This is a genomic window from Vibrio sp. 970 (genome assembly GCF_033339075.1).
On the sequence record NZ_JAWOTW010000685.1, the window covers coordinates 1 to 547 of the forward strand.

Below are 547 nucleotides of genomic sequence, written 5' to 3' on the forward strand. Positions count from 1 at the left end.
AGTGCTTTGATGTTCTGTGCAATAAGCTCGGCGGCAACGAGTTCGATCTTGTTTAACAATTCAGAGTAAGTCAGTTCAACCGTTTGATTCGCTTCGTAGCCGACAAGTGCTACTCGATCTGGTGTCGTTTTTGCCCATTTTGTAATGGCATCGAGGAGAATATTCATACATCACCTATATTCTGGCGTTGTGTTTAACCAAGTTGTTCTGGGTGTGTTTGCGGTTTTAACGACGTTTATTTTTCTATCTAGGCTTGTTTGCGTTTTCTTTCTTGGACTAATCGAAGACGCTCTAGTCCTTTTTGCAAATTGCCAGCTAACACACGCGGTTGATGTTCGTAGTACGACCCCCAAGTGGACTCGGCATCGGGGACTTTGTTTTGATCGGCCTGCGCGATGATATGAGGCTCCAATCCTAGGCGCGCCATCATGGCGTGAAGTGGGTCTGTCGCGGTGAAGATGCACCATTCAAAACCGAGATTGACCAGCATTTCTGCGATGAGGTAGAAGTGCAGAGACGACATGCCCTTAGCGAAAGATGCCAAGTG

General features: G+C 47.0%; 1 protein-coding gene. It reads right to left on the reverse strand.

The annotated features are described in order from the left end of the window. Positions 1 to 247: 247 nt before the first annotated feature. Positions 248 to 547, reverse strand: a 300-nt coding sequence (locus tag R7Q11_RS28620) for a thermostable hemolysin (RefSeq protein ID WP_225467279.1), incomplete at its 5' end; no start/stop codon positions are given.